The following is an 11,412-nucleotide window of genomic DNA, read 5'->3' as shown; positions in this document are numbered from 1 at the left end:
GACGGGGTGATCCGGACCAGCAGCTTTGCAATGTAAACTAGTTTGCGTGCCCCTGGACGATGACGACGAACAGCCCCCGGCGAGCCCGGCCGAGACCCTGCGACTGATCCGGCAGCAGCAGGCCGAGACGGCCCGGCAGCTCAACCCCGATCCCCGGCTGATCTACTGGCCGTGGGGCGTCGCCTGGCTGGTCGGGTTCGGCCTGTTCTTCCTCCGGTTCGGCCCGGACGACCGGATCTTCGTCAACCTGCCCGAGTGGCTGCCGCTGACCGCACTCTTCGTCCTGCTCGGCGCCGCCGGAACCCTCTCCGCGATCACCGGCGCCCGGTCGTACGGGCAGATCACCGGCGACTCGGCCCGTCGCGGCCAGTGGTACGGCGTCGCCTGGCTGCTCGGTTTCGTCAGTTACGGAATCATCCTCGGCCGGGTCACCGACCAGCAGCCGGACGACCTGGCCCGGCTGCTCTGGGCCGCCGCCGCGGTCGGCCTGACAGGGGTCCTGCACGTGGCCGGCGGGGCGATCTGGCTCGACCGCAACCTGTTCCGCCTCGGCATCTGGCTCAGCGTCATCAACATCGTCGGTGTGTACGCCGGACCCGGCTGGCACGCGCTGATCGTCGCGGTCGCCGGAGGCGGGGGCATGCTGATCGGGGGCACGATCGCCTGGCTCGGCCGCCGGGACAGGACATGACCACACCACCGAAACTCGACCCGGTGATCCACGCCCAGGCCCGACTCCGGGTGGTGTCCACCCTGGCCACCCTGGCCGAGGGCGACCGGATCACCTTTCCCCGACTGCAGGAGATCCTGCGGATGACCGCCGGAAATCTCTCCGTGCACCTCCGCAAACTCGAAGACGCCCAGTACGTCGAGATCACGAAAACCCATCACGGGCGTACGCCGGCCACCCTGGTCCGGCTGAGCCGGCGGGGCCGACTGGCCTTCGAGGAGTACACCGCCGCGCTGCGCGCCCTGCTCGACCCGCCCGAGGCAGCCACCCCCGCCCAGGAGTCGTCATGATTCTCGCCCGCGCCGACCAGGCCACCCGCCGGTACGGCACCGTCACCGCCCTCGACCAGGTCAGCTTCGAAGTCCGTACCGGTGAACTCGTCGGCCTGCTCGGGCCGAACGGGGCCGGCAAGAGCACGCTGTTGAACATGCTGGTCGGCGTACGCCGGGTCACCTCCGGCCGGGTCGAGCTGTTCGGCGGCGACCCCCGCGACCCGGCCAGCCGGCAACGCCTCGGCGTCACCCCGCAGGAAACCGGGCTACCGCCCACCCTGCGGGTCGGCGAGGTGGTCGACTTCGTCTCCGCCCACTACACCGACCCGGTACCGCGCGGCGAACTGCTCGACCGGTTCGGCATCACCGACCTGGTCCGGCGACAGACCGGCGGGCTGTCCGGCGGGCAGAAGCGGCGGCTGGCGGTGGCGCTGGCCTTCGTCGGTCGCCCCCAACTCGTCGTCCTGGACGAGCCGACCACCGGCCTGGACGTGGAGGCCCGGCACAGCCTCTGGGCCGCCATCCGGTCCTTCCACGCCGACGGCGGGACGGTCCTGCTGAGCAGCCACTACCTGGAGGAGATCGAGGCCCTCGCGCACCGGGTGGTGGTGCTCGGCCAGGGCCGGGTGCTCGCCGACGACACCGTCACCGCGATCCGGGACATCGTCGGGGTACGCCGGGTCAGCCTGGTCGCCGAGGACCTGCCGGCACTGCCCGGCGTACTCGGCACCGAACACACCGACGGGCGTACGCACCTGCTCACCGCCGACGCGGACCAACTCGTCCGGGACCTGGTGGCCAGCGGGGTCGACTTCTCCGGACTGGAGATCCGACCCACCTCGCTGGAGGAGGCGTTCCTGACCCTGACCGCCGGCACCGACCGACCGGTCGGGACCGGTGCGTCCGCCACCCAACCGATCACCGCCTGACCGGGGGAACAGTCATGCAGCTCGCGCTCGTACACGCCAGGTACCAGCTCCTGGAGACGATCCGGATCCCGATCGCGGTGATCGGCAGCGCCTTCTTCCCGGCCGTCTCGATGCTCTTCTTCGTGGTGCCGTTCACCGGGGACGACCCGACCGGCGCCACCTTCGCCACCGCCTCGATGGTCACCTTCGCGGTGATGAGCAGCAACATCTTCCAGTACGGGATCGGGGTGTCCGAGGACCGGGCGCAGCCCTGGGATCCGTACACCCGGACCCTGCCGGCCGGGCCGGCGCCGCGCTTCGCCGGCCGGATCCTGGCCGGCCTCGCGCTGACCTTCGTCTCGCTGATCCCGGTGGTGGTGATCGCGGCGGTGGCGACCCCGGCGACGATCACAGGGGCCGGGTTCCTGCTCGCGCTCGGCGCGGTGGTCGTGGCCGCGGTGCCGTTCACCCTGCTCGGCCTGACCATCGGGTACGCGCTGCCGAGCAAGGCGGCGATCGTGGTGGCGCAGGTCGTCTTCTTCCCGCTCGCCTTCGGCGGTGGCCTGCTCTCCTCACCCGGCAACGCACCCGGTTTCATCGAGACGATCGCACCCTTCCTGCCGACCCGTGGCGCGGTCGAGCTGATGTGGGCGGCCGTCGGTGACTTCACCCCCGAGCCGACCGCGCTGATCATGCTCGGTGTCTGGGTGGTGGTGCTGGCCTCGGCGGCCGGGTGGGCGTACCGCCGGGACGAGGGGCGCCGGTTCAGCTGAACCGGCCCCGACACGTACTGCCCCGCCGACCGGAGGACCGGCCGACGGGGCAGTGTCAGTTGTGGACGATCAGGAGCTGGTGATCGTCACATTGTCCACGCCCGCCTCGACCAGGCTCGCGCCGGAGGCGTCGGTCGCCTCCACCAGGATCCGGACCGACTGTCCCGCGTACGAGGAGAGGTTGAGGTTGGCCGACGTCCACGCGCCGTTGCGGTTGCTCGCCGCCCCGGCCTGGGTCAGCAGTGCGGTGGTGCCGCCGTTGTGCACCACGCTGACCCGGAAGAAGTCCGCCGAGGACGAGTTCGAACCGTGCGCGAGGTAGTACGACAACGACAGCGACAGCGTGCCGCTGGAGGGCAGCGTCACCGCCGGTGAACGGGCACTGGTGAGCCCGCCGTCGATGTCGTAGTCACCCGCGGCGGTGCCGGCGAGCCGGCCGGTGGACAGGTCGTTGCTGCCGCCCGCCGGAGCGAGCTGCTTGGCACCGCTGGAGTTGGTCGCCTGCGACGTACCGCGCTCCCAGGCACCGGAGGTGGCGGTGTCCGTACCGGAGGGGTTGATGGTCCAACCGGTCGCGGTCTCGAAGGTGTCCGACCAGACCGTGGTCCCGCCGCCACCGCCGCCGCAGTACTGCGCCTGCTTGCCGATCACCCGGTACGGGCAGTCGGCGGCCTCACTGAGGATCAGCACCGCTTCCCGGTTGCGCGACGTCTGGGCCGGGATGACCTCGTCGGGCGGGTAGAAACCGCCGCCGCCGGACGATCCGGGGTACATCTCGAAGGTGTACGCCCAGATCTGGTGGGTCGCCCACATCCAGTCGAGGCTGTCGCCGTCGGTGATGTACAGGTCGGAGGACTGCTCCGGGGTGTACCCGTTGGTGGCCGCCATCTGCTGGCCCAGGGTGCGGAACGTCGCCTCCTGGTCGGCGTTCAGCCCGGCCGCCGTGTTCGCCGTGGTGTAGCCGTACGGCCAGAGCACCAACTGCGAGTACGTGTGGAAGTCGATGTTGGCCTTGATCTGCTGGGTACCGCCGACCACCCGGCTGTTGACGAAGTTGCGCAGCGCCTGGGTCTCCGGGGCGGAGAAGGCGGACGGGCCACGGTAGGTCTCCGACGACGTCGTGCCGGAGGAACCGCCGCAGCAGCCCCAGTTGTAGCCCCAGTTGCGGTTCAGGTCGGTGCCGACGTTCGACGAGCCGCTGTTCGGCTGCCGGTTCTTCCGCCAGGACCGGTACGAACCGGTGGCGATGTCGTACTCGCTGCCGTCGGGGTTGACCGTCGGCACGATCCAGATCTCCCGGGTGTTCACGATGTTCGTGATCCGGGAGTCGGAACCGTAGCTGTCGGTGAAGAGGTTGAGCAGGTAGATCGCCATCTCGACGGTCAGGTGCTCACGGGCGTGCTGCTGGGAGTTGAACAGGATCTCCGGTTCGGCCTCGTCCGTACCGACGTTGTCCGAGATCTTGATGACGGGCAGGTCCCGACCCTCGTACGAGCTGCCGATGCTGGACTTGCGGGCGATCGTCGGGTGGTCCGAGACCACCTGGTTGATCACCGCGGTCAGCTCGGCGTAGTCGTGGTAGTTCGAGTCGGCGGGCGGGAAGGCGTTGATCCCGACACCGTCGGTGGCGCCGCGTGCGGGCGGCGCCGGTACGGCCTCCAGGGTGAAGCCGAGCGCGGTGATCGCCTTCACCTCGGCTGCGGTCGCGGTGACGTTCAGGATCCCGTGCTCGCTGTAGTTGATCGCCGCGCCGGTCTTGACGACGGCGTTGCGGTCCTCCAGCGTGCGCGGACCGAGCACCCGGTACTCGGCACTGGTGTCGGCACTGATCGCGCCCGGCTTCGGATCGGCGGAGACCGGGCTGGTCACGACGGCGAACAGGCCGACTGCGACGGTCGTCGCGAGGGCGATGGTCCGGCGTCGGGACGACCGCCGGGGTACGAGGGTACGGAAGGGCATGCAAAACCTCCTGGGGGTGCGGAGATTCCCGCTCTGTACCGCACACTGCACCACCCCTTACATGGTCATATCAATAACGATCACTCTCTCTGTTCCATCTCAACATCATCGTCATACCGGCGAAAACCGCCGGGACGGTCGGCTCCCGTTGGCGCTCGGTTTCAGCAGCCGGCCTTCCACCCTGCTCGGGCCGGCGTCGGTCAGAGCACCTGTGGCAGGTCCCATGCCTGGTCCGCGCCCGTGACCTTGTCGACCGTCGGGCCGAGGATCGGCTTGACGATCGTCTGTTTGATCACCCAGTTGGTGGCGAGCAACTGGTAGCCGGCCTGGGTGGAGTACCGGGCACCCACCCAGTTCTGCACCCCGACCTTGTGGATGCTGGTCAGCTTGTACGCCCGCGCGAAGTCGCTCATCTTCTTCAGGAAGGTGGCGACCTTGCGGAGCAGGTTGGCGAGTTTCACACCGACCGCCGCCGCCCGGGTCCCGGCCAGCGCGGCCTCCACCCCGGTGGCCGCCCCGCCCGCCAGCAGCGACGCACCGGCGGTGATCCAGGCCGAGGCGAGCGCCACGATGATGGTGATGATGGCCCAGGCGATCAGTTCCTTGACGATCTGCTCGACCAGTTCCTGCGCCTGTCGGGCCCCCTCGGCCGACCCCTCCAGCAACTCGGCCGTGGCCACGAAGTGGTCGCCGATCTCGGCCAACGACTGGTTGATCTGGCTCATCTGCGCGTTGAACGACTCGGCCGCCTCCCCCTCCCAGTAGGAGAGCAGATCGGTCCGGGCACCCACCTCGTCCAGCACGAACTGGTCCATCCGGGTCGCCGCGTCCCGCCACGCCTTAGCCTGGGCGATCAGCAGGTCCGGGTCGCCGGTCACCGCGTCCATCGGGTGGGCCAGGAACTCGACGATCGGCTTGATCACCGAGTACGCCGCACCAGCCGGGCCGAGGTACTCCTCGATCCGTTCCGCACCGCTCGGCGCCCGGGTCACTTCCCTCCCCCGAACCGGTCCGAGGCGGCCTGGTCGGTGCCCCGGTAGTTGTCCCGCATCTGCCGGAACGCCACCGCCAACTCCCCGAACACGTCCTCCCCGGTACGCAGCACCTCCAGCCCGTCCGTGGTGCGCTGCTCGTAGACCGTCGCGACCTCCCGGGACTCCGGCAGCATCCCGAAGCTGTCCTCGGTCACGTCGGCGTCCACCAGCAGGGCGCGGGTGTTGCCGAAGGCCGTACCGAGGTCCTGCATCGCGTCCGCGTACCTGGTCATCGCGTCGAGATAGACCTTCACCGGTTGTGTCATGCCTGCTCCTCCCCAGGAGTACCCGCCGCCGGCCGGGGCGGGCCGATGGCTTCCGCCGCCCGCCGACCCGCGTTCGGCGGCCCGCCGATCAGGGCACAGACCGATCCGTCGGTGAAGACAACCAGGAACCGTCCTCGGCGGAGCACACCCGCCGGCGCCATGATCGCCCCGACGATAGCGTCCCTCGGCGATTCGTGGGTCAACGTCGCCACGTACTCCACCGGACCGAACCACCGGTCGGTCCAACTTCCACCCACCCGGTCGACCGTCTTCCGGTCGGCGACCAACAACCGGGAGTCGGTGACCGCCAGGGTCGGCGACGTGGTCGCGTCGACCGCGTCGTACAGGCGCCGGGCGGGGCTGTCCGCCGGCCCGATCACCGCCCGACCGAACGCGGCCTGCTGCAACAGGTTCCCCGGATGCGTACCGAGGCCGAACAGGATGGTCGGATCGAGCAGGTTCTTCAGTTCGTCGGAAATGGAGACGTCGTCGGTCGTACCGACGTCCTTTATCAGCATCGCGGCGGTCAGCAACCGCTCCCCGGGCGCGAGGAGTGGACGCAGCGCCGGCTCAATGTGGAGCGTGTCATCCTTGGCCACCGGGCAAGAATGCCACCGCCCCAACCGGCCTCGCTATCCTGTCCACCCTGACCCGCCGTGGGGAGGGCCGCCCTGTTGTCGCGCTCGCTCGTACCAGGTGCCCCTCCCGACGGCCGACCCCGGCCGAGAGGATTCGACGTGCCCGACATCCGGAATCTGGAGGATCTCGCCGAGTACGCCCACCAGCAGGTGGCGCGGATCCAGCGGATGCAGGACGACCTCGCCGACCAGTACGGCACCGGCGAATCGCCGCGCGGTTACGTCCGGGCCCGTACCGGTCCGGGCGGCGCGATCCAGGAACTGCGGATCGACCCCGGCGCCCTGCGACTGTCGGCGGAGGACGTCGCGGCGGAGGTCACCGCCGCGATCGGCGAGGCCCAACGGGAGTACAACGGCCGGGCCAACGAGATCATCGCCCCGGTCCTGGCGGCTGCTCCGAGCGAGGATTCGCTGGGCAGGCTGGACGAGGGGATGCGCCGGCTGGACGGCCTGATGGACGACCTGGACCGGGTGGCCCGGCGACGCGACCTGGACCGCTGAGCTCAGCGAGCGGTGTCGGGGTCGGCCGGCGGGGTGGTCGAGGAAGCCGGCGGAGCGGTGGCGGGCTGGTCGTCACCGGAGAGCGCGGCCCGCAGCCGTGCCTTCTCCTCCTGCCGCCGCTGGACCGCTCCGGCCACCTGTTCGGCCATCTCGTTACGCCAGGTCTTGAGCAGGAAGAAGGACGCCGCCGCCGAGAACACCACCGCCAGCATGAGCTTGAGGAAGATGCTCATGGGCACCGGCAACAGCGCGGCCATGACCACCACGAACAGCCCGACCCGGCCCAGCGTGTACTTCACGGCGGGACTCACGATTCCATCTCCGATCAACCCGTCCGGCGGTCCAACCACCGGACGCCGAAATACCAGACCAGCGTATATACCAGCGCGAACGCCCCGGCCGCCGCCGCGCCCGACACGATCGGCGGCGCTCCGGCGGCCAGCCCCGCGGCGAGCAGACCGGTGGTCAGGCCGAGCCCCGCACCCACCACTGCCGCCGCCGCCCTGGCCGGACCCGGCCCCCAGGCCCGGTACTCGTCGACGAAGAGCCAGGCCGGGAGGATCACCGCCAGCCAGCCGTTGGTCTTGCCGAAGTCGGCCAGGCCCATCGACTCGAAGGCCCAATCGAACAGAACCAGCGCCAGCACACCGATGACCAGGCCGGCGAGGACCACGCCGCCGAGATCGGCCAGGCCGGTGATCCTGCCGCTGGCGTCCCGCCGGGGAAAACTGCTCTGCGCTTCGCTCATGACCCGTCGAGGGTACGTCAGGCCGACCGCTGCTCCACGGCCACGGCGGTCCGGCCCGTCCGGCGCCACCAGCGCACGGTCGAATAGACGAGGGCGAGCACCGGCAACAGGATCAGGCCCCAGGGGTACGAGTGGGTGTGGGCGTAGAACACCTCCGAACTGTCGGCGCCGAGCAGTTCGCCCCGGACGGCGTACCGGCCCCAGGTGGGCGCGCCGAACGTGACGGGAAGGTCGAATGTGCGCTCCTGGCCGGGTGCCAGCAGGCCCACCGGGGGTGCCGCGACGATGACGGTGGTCCGGCCGGGGCGCCCGCTGGTCAACGACAGTCGGGGGCTCGGCACCGGCACCTGACCGGAGTTACGCAACGTCACCGTCACCGTACGGTGCGCCGGGCCGGCGAAGAGGGCGGCCCAGGGCGAACCCGCCCCGGTGATCCGTACGCCGGACGCGGCCAGCTCGGTCGGAGCCGGCGCGGCCGGCGGGGCGGTCCGCACCGGGATCCCCTTGACCACCACCGGGGCGGTCCGGGTCTCGCCGCCGGAGACCGGCCGGACCCGGATCACGCAGGGGCAGGCGCCCGGCGGGGCCGGGACGGTCAACGCCACCGCACCCGAGCCGTCGGGCAGGACCGCCGCGCTCGCCGCCCCGCCCACCGCGCAGTCGATCGAGCCCCGCTGGGCCTGGTTGCCGCAGAGTTCCACCTGCACGTTGCCGGCCGGCCACCCGGACAGCCGTACCGCGAGTTGGTCACCGACGCCGACCTCGGCCCGATCGAGCACGATGCTCGGCTCGGTCCCCGCGGCAACCGCCGCCGGGGCACCCGCCGGCAGCGCGGCGACGGCGGCACCGAGGGCGAGCGCGAACCGGATCACCGGGCGGAATCTAGGCACGGGCGTCGGCGCTCACGGCGTCACCGGTGGGCACCTCGGACGGTTCGGCCGACGGTTTCCCGGCCAACGCGGCCGACGGCTTCCCGGCCGGCTCGGCGGTAGCCGTGTCGGGTGCCGGGGACCCGGATGCGGTCGGGCCGCCGTCGGGTCGCGGCACCGCGTTGCGGCGGCGGCGCCACCACCGCGCGCCCACCAGCACGAGGACCAGGAGCAACAGGTACAGCAGCGTCCACGGCGGGGCAAGGACCGAACCGGTACGGGTCGTCTCCGGCAACGCGCCCTGGCTGGTCGACGGGTCGACCGCCACCACACCGGTGACCAACCCGGCCGGGAGTACGCCGTCGAGTCGCCGGGTCAGGGTGACCTGTGCGCCGGGCAGCAGCTCCGGCAGGTCGAGTTGCCGGGTTCCGCCCAGCGGCACACCGAGCAGGCCGGTGGCGCGCAGCCGTACCTTGCCGTTGACCCGGACGTTGCCGGTGTTGCGTACCCGGTACGTGATCGTCATCGGTCCACGGGTGAACGGGAGCACCGGATTGTCGTACGTCACCTGCGCCGACTCGACCTCGGCGGAGGCGGTGACCGGTCCACCGACCCGCAGGTAGATCCGGGCCGCGACCCGCCGGTCCACGTTGACCCGCTGCCCCTCGGCATCCATCCGCTGCTCGGCCACGGACGCGACGACCCCGGCGGCGTGATCCCCGGGGGCGGCGTTCGCCGGCACCGCGAGGCGGAACGGGACGATGACCCGCTGCCCCGGCCGGATCGTCAGGGGCTTGTGGTCGAAGCCGACCCAGGTGCCCGCGTCCTTCGCCGGCTGGCTGGCCGGCAACAGGGCGAAGGCGCCGTCGGTCGCGGTGAACGCGTCGGTCGCGTACACCGTGAAGGTCAGCGGTTTGGCCGAAAGGTTGGTGATCGCGACGTGGTCGTCGACCTGCTGGCCGGGGCCGAGGTCGTAGATGAACTGGTTGCGCCCGGTCGGGGCGGTCGCGCTCGATGGCTGCACCGCCCACCGGAACTCCTCCGGCGCCGAGGCGGCGGGCGCGGGAGCGGCCGGACCCGGCGCGGCCCGCACCGGGGCTGGTGGGGGCGCCACGGTCAGCGCCGTCACGGCGGCGAGGAGCAACAGGGTGGAACGGGCACGTGGGCTACGGGCGGCGGTCATGGGTACGGCTCCCGGGTCGCAGAAACGGAGGTGCGGCGGGGGTGCCACGGGCCGGTGTGCCCGCGGTACCCCCGCCGTTGTCGTCCCACCGGCACGACGCCGCCGTCCCCGTGGGGGGATGAAGGAGCGGCGCCGCGCCGGTGGTCCCAGACCTGGCTGGTCAGACCCGGTGGATCAGACCAGCGTGAGGGTCAGGGTGGCGCTGTAGCTGCCCGGCGCCGCGGTGTCCGGGATGTCGAGCGTCAGCTCGGCGCCGCACTCGAAGACACCCGCGCTGCTGCCCTGCGCGGCGCTGCACAACGCGCGCGCGTCGCCCAGGCCCGCACCGGGGTTGGCCGCCGCACCCGCGACGACCGTGCCGGAGTTCTCGTTGACCTCGCTGGCGTTCGGCACCCAGCCGAGCTGGTTCGCCGCGATGGTGGCACCCGCCGGCCCGACGAAGTTCTCGACCTGGCCGGTCAGGTTCCAGCCGGCGTTGGTGCCGCGTAGGTCGGTCACCGTGGCCTTGTTCAGGGCACCGGTGGCCGCGCCGCCGACGACGCCACCGGTCAGGGCGACGGCGTTGCCGGCGACGGCGAGCGAGAACGCGCCCGGCGCGACATCGGCGGTGAGTTCCTGGGTGGCGCCGAGGCTGCCCGGAACGGTGACCTGGACCGAGACGGCCGAGGAGGTGGACGGCGCGAACGCCGCCGCGTCCGCCGGGGTGAAGACGGCGGTCAGCGAGTTGGTGCCGGCCGAGAGGGCGTTGGTGGTGAGGGTGGCGGTGCCGTTCGAGACCGGGGCGCTGCCGAGCGAGGCACCGCCGCGACGGAAGTCGACCGAGCCGGTGGCGGCGGCCGGGGCCACCGTGGCGGTCAGGGTGACGTTGGTGCCCAGCTCGACCGGACCGGCCGGGCTGACGGCCAGGGCGGTGGTGGTCGGGGTGGCCGGCTCCACGGCGCCCTTGACCTTCCAGGTACCGCCGGTGACGGTGACGGCGGTCTCGAAGCGGTCCGGGTGGGGGCCGATCAGGCCGCTGATGCACTCGATCGCGAACAGGTAGTCGCCGTTGGCCGGTGCCGCGCCGAGGGCGGTCGTGATCGACCGGTTGGCGTCCAGGGTGAACGGCGCCTGGTCGTAGTTGCCGACGCTGGCGATCTTGTTCAGGTTGGCGACCTGGCCGCCGACCGGACCGAACCGGAGCACGGCCTGGTCGCCGAAGCCGGCCGGGCAGGCCGCCGACGTGGTCGCCCCGGTCAGCGCCGGGCTGGTGGCCACGTCGCCGGTGGTGGGGTTGAGCGTGAGCGTACCCAGGGCTGCGGCCTGGGCGGGCGCTGCGACGCCGACCAGACCGACCACCGACAGCGCGACCGCGCCGGCCAGAGCGGCCGTACGGCCGAGCAGGGACTTGGTTGCCTTCATGGATCACTTCCTTCAGGAGAAGTGCGGTACGGCGGCTCTCCCTCATTGGGAGCGGTGACCGGCCGCAACTCGATCAGGCTGCACACGGGCTGTGACCCGCCGTGGAGGCCAACGTCTACGCCGGACATGC

14 protein-coding genes are annotated in these 11,412 nt (G+C 71.4%); 5 read left to right on the top strand and 9 right to left on the bottom strand.

The features are described from left to right. The first annotated feature begins 46 nt into the window (after nucleotides 1–46). From ACWEFB_RS21015 to ACWEFB_RS21000, 4 genes are read left to right on the top strand one after another with little or no spacing between them, the layout of a single operon-like run. Entirely contained in the window at nucleotides 47–691 is a 645-nt protein-coding gene (locus tag ACWEFB_RS21015; RefSeq protein WP_452287676.1) for a transporter, read from the top strand. Continuing rightward, the gene (locus ACWEFB_RS21010; RefSeq protein ID WP_452287674.1) at nucleotides 688–1,020 is read left to right on the top strand and encodes a transcriptional regulator; all 333 of its coding nucleotides are present in this window, start codon (nucleotides 688–690) and stop codon (nucleotides 1,018–1,020) included. Before ACWEFB_RS21015 ends, ACWEFB_RS21010 begins: the two co-directional genes overlap by 4 nt. After that, a complete protein-coding gene (locus tag ACWEFB_RS21005; RefSeq protein WP_452287673.1) occupies nucleotides 1,017–1,931 on the top strand; it encodes an ABC transporter ATP-binding protein in 915 nt (304 codons plus the stop codon). The genes ACWEFB_RS21010 and ACWEFB_RS21005 overlap by 4 nt, the downstream gene beginning before the upstream one ends. Before the next feature lie 14 nt (nucleotides 1,932–1,945). Then, the gene (locus tag ACWEFB_RS21000) at nucleotides 1,946–2,683 is read left to right on the top strand and encodes an ABC transporter permease (protein WP_452287671.1); all 738 of its coding nucleotides are present in this window, start codon (nucleotides 1,946–1,948) and stop codon (nucleotides 2,681–2,683) included. Between the two features lie 69 nt (nucleotides 2,684–2,752). Here the strand turns inward: ACWEFB_RS21000 and ACWEFB_RS20995 are convergent, their stop codons facing one another. From ACWEFB_RS20995 to ACWEFB_RS20980, 4 genes are all read right to left on the bottom strand, one after another. Next, nucleotides 2,753–4,642 carry a M14 family metallopeptidase gene (locus tag ACWEFB_RS20995; protein ID WP_452287669.1) on the bottom strand — a complete coding sequence of 630 codons (1,890 nt, stop codon included), beginning with the start codon at nucleotides 4,640–4,642 and terminating at the stop codon, nucleotides 2,753–2,755. Nucleotides 4,643–4,842: 200 nt separating this feature from the next. After that, complete coding sequence (locus tag ACWEFB_RS20990; RefSeq protein ID WP_452287667.1) at nucleotides 4,843–5,634, bottom strand: WXG100 family type VII secretion target; 792 nt, start codon at nucleotides 5,632–5,634, stop codon at nucleotides 4,843–4,845. Beyond that, nucleotides 5,631–5,942 (bottom strand): hypothetical protein, encoded by a 312-nt coding sequence (locus ACWEFB_RS20985; RefSeq protein ID WP_452287665.1) that lies wholly within the window; start codon nucleotides 5,940–5,942, stop codon nucleotides 5,631–5,633. The genes ACWEFB_RS20990 and ACWEFB_RS20985 overlap by 4 nt, the downstream gene beginning before the upstream one ends. Further along, nucleotides 5,939–6,541: a hypothetical protein gene (locus ACWEFB_RS20980; RefSeq protein WP_452287663.1), complete on the bottom strand. Its 603-nt coding sequence runs from the start codon at nucleotides 6,539–6,541 to the stop codon at nucleotides 5,939–5,941. The genes ACWEFB_RS20985 and ACWEFB_RS20980 overlap by 4 nt, the downstream gene beginning before the upstream one ends. 138 nt (nucleotides 6,542–6,679) lie before the next feature. Here ACWEFB_RS20980 and ACWEFB_RS20975 point away from each other — a divergent pair, with 138 nt between their 5' ends. Continuing rightward, nucleotides 6,680–7,081, top strand: a complete 402-nt coding sequence (locus ACWEFB_RS20975; RefSeq protein WP_326561491.1) for a YbaB/EbfC family nucleoid-associated protein — start codon at nucleotides 6,680–6,682, stop codon at nucleotides 7,079–7,081. A 2-nt stretch (nucleotides 7,082–7,083) separates the two neighbouring features. Here ACWEFB_RS20975 and ACWEFB_RS20970 read toward each other — a convergent pair whose 3' ends face one another. The 5 genes from ACWEFB_RS20970 to ACWEFB_RS20950 form a co-directional block, all read right to left on the bottom strand. Continuing rightward, nucleotides 7,084–7,392, bottom strand: coding sequence for a DUF4229 domain-containing protein (locus ACWEFB_RS20970; RefSeq protein WP_326561492.1), 309 nt, complete (start codon nucleotides 7,390–7,392; stop codon nucleotides 7,084–7,086). 14 nt (nucleotides 7,393–7,406) lie between these two features. After that, entirely contained in the window at nucleotides 7,407–7,829 is a 423-nt protein-coding gene (locus tag ACWEFB_RS20965) for a hypothetical protein (RefSeq protein WP_326561493.1), read from the bottom strand. Between the two features lie 17 nt (nucleotides 7,830–7,846). Then, nucleotides 7,847–8,701, bottom strand: coding sequence for a hypothetical protein (locus ACWEFB_RS20960; RefSeq protein ID WP_452287660.1), 855 nt, complete (start codon nucleotides 8,699–8,701; stop codon nucleotides 7,847–7,849). Nucleotides 8,702–8,711: 10 nt separating this feature from the next. Next, nucleotides 8,712–9,881, bottom strand: coding sequence for a WxL protein peptidoglycan domain-containing protein (locus tag ACWEFB_RS20955; protein WP_452287658.1), 1,170 nt, complete (start codon nucleotides 9,879–9,881; stop codon nucleotides 8,712–8,714). 174 nt (nucleotides 9,882–10,055) lie between these two features. Next, nucleotides 10,056–11,282, bottom strand: a complete 1,227-nt coding sequence (locus ACWEFB_RS20950; protein ID WP_452287656.1) for an Ig-like domain repeat protein — start codon at nucleotides 11,280–11,282, stop codon at nucleotides 10,056–10,058. Nucleotides 11,283–11,412: the final 130 nt, after the last annotated feature.

Source organism: Micromonospora sp. NPDC004704 (genome assembly GCF_053601675.1).
Note: the sequence above shows the minus strand (reverse complement) of the source record. Positions and strands in the feature narration are given on the sequence as shown.

Bases quoted from the DNA above. Each gene is read 5' to 3' on its own strand.
- ACWEFB_RS21010 (WP_452287674.1), top strand. From the start codon at position 688: ATGACCACACCACCGAAACTCGACCCGGTGATCCACGCCCAGGCCCGA.
- ACWEFB_RS21005 (WP_452287673.1), top strand. From the start codon at position 1,017: ATGATTCTCGCCCGCGCCGACCAGGCCACCCGCCGGTACGGCACCGTC.
- ACWEFB_RS21000 (WP_452287671.1), top strand. From the start codon at position 1,946: ATGCAGCTCGCGCTCGTACACGCCAGGTACCAGCTCCTGGAGACGATC.
- ACWEFB_RS20995 (WP_452287669.1), bottom strand. From the start codon at position 4,642: ATGCCCTTCCGTACCCTCGTACCCCGGCGGTCGTCCCGACGCCGGACC.
- ACWEFB_RS20985 (WP_452287665.1), bottom strand. From the start codon at position 5,942: ATGACACAACCGGTGAAGGTCTATCTCGACGCGATGACCAGGTACGCG.
- ACWEFB_RS20965 (WP_326561493.1), bottom strand. From the start codon at position 7,829: ATGAGCGAAGCGCAGAGCAGTTTTCCCCGGCGGGACGCCAGCGGCAGG.
- ACWEFB_RS20955 (WP_452287658.1), bottom strand. From the start codon at position 9,881: ATGACCGCCGCCCGTAGCCCACGTGCCCGTTCCACCCTGTTGCTCCTC.
- ACWEFB_RS20950 (WP_452287656.1), bottom strand. From the start codon at position 11,282: ATGAAGGCAACCAAGTCCCTGCTCGGCCGTACGGCCGCTCTGGCCGGC.